This is a genomic window from Burkholderia sp. GbtcB21 (genome assembly GCF_019091065.1).
Lineage (GTDB): Bacteria > Pseudomonadota > Gammaproteobacteria > Burkholderiales > Burkholderiaceae > Burkholderia > Burkholderia pyrrocinia_C.
Genome location: NZ_JAGXKA010000525.1, coordinates 1 through 232 on the forward strand (window position 1 = coordinate 1; position 232 = coordinate 232).

The following is a 232-nucleotide window of genomic DNA, read 5'->3' on the forward strand; positions in this document are numbered from 1 at the left end:
TCGTCGCGAACCTGCGCGACGAGCACCAGCGCCGCGCTTTCCTTGCCGAGGTCGAGCGGCGTGCGGCCGCCCGCGAACACGAGCGTCTCGAGGCCGACCTTGCGCCCCTCGCCTTGCGCGACGCCGACCAGCATCGACGTGTCGAGCCCGAGCTCGGGGAACACCTGGCGTGCGATTTCGGCCTGAGCCTTGCCGCCGTCGCTCAGCACGAGGTTCGGCGGCGGGCTCGTTG

1 pseudogene is annotated in these 232 nt (G+C 72.0%); it reads right to left on the reverse strand.

What is annotated here, in order from left to right:
* Nucleotides 1-232: pseudogene (locus tag KVT39_RS37545) on the reverse strand (excinuclease ABC subunit C); the annotation flags it as partial.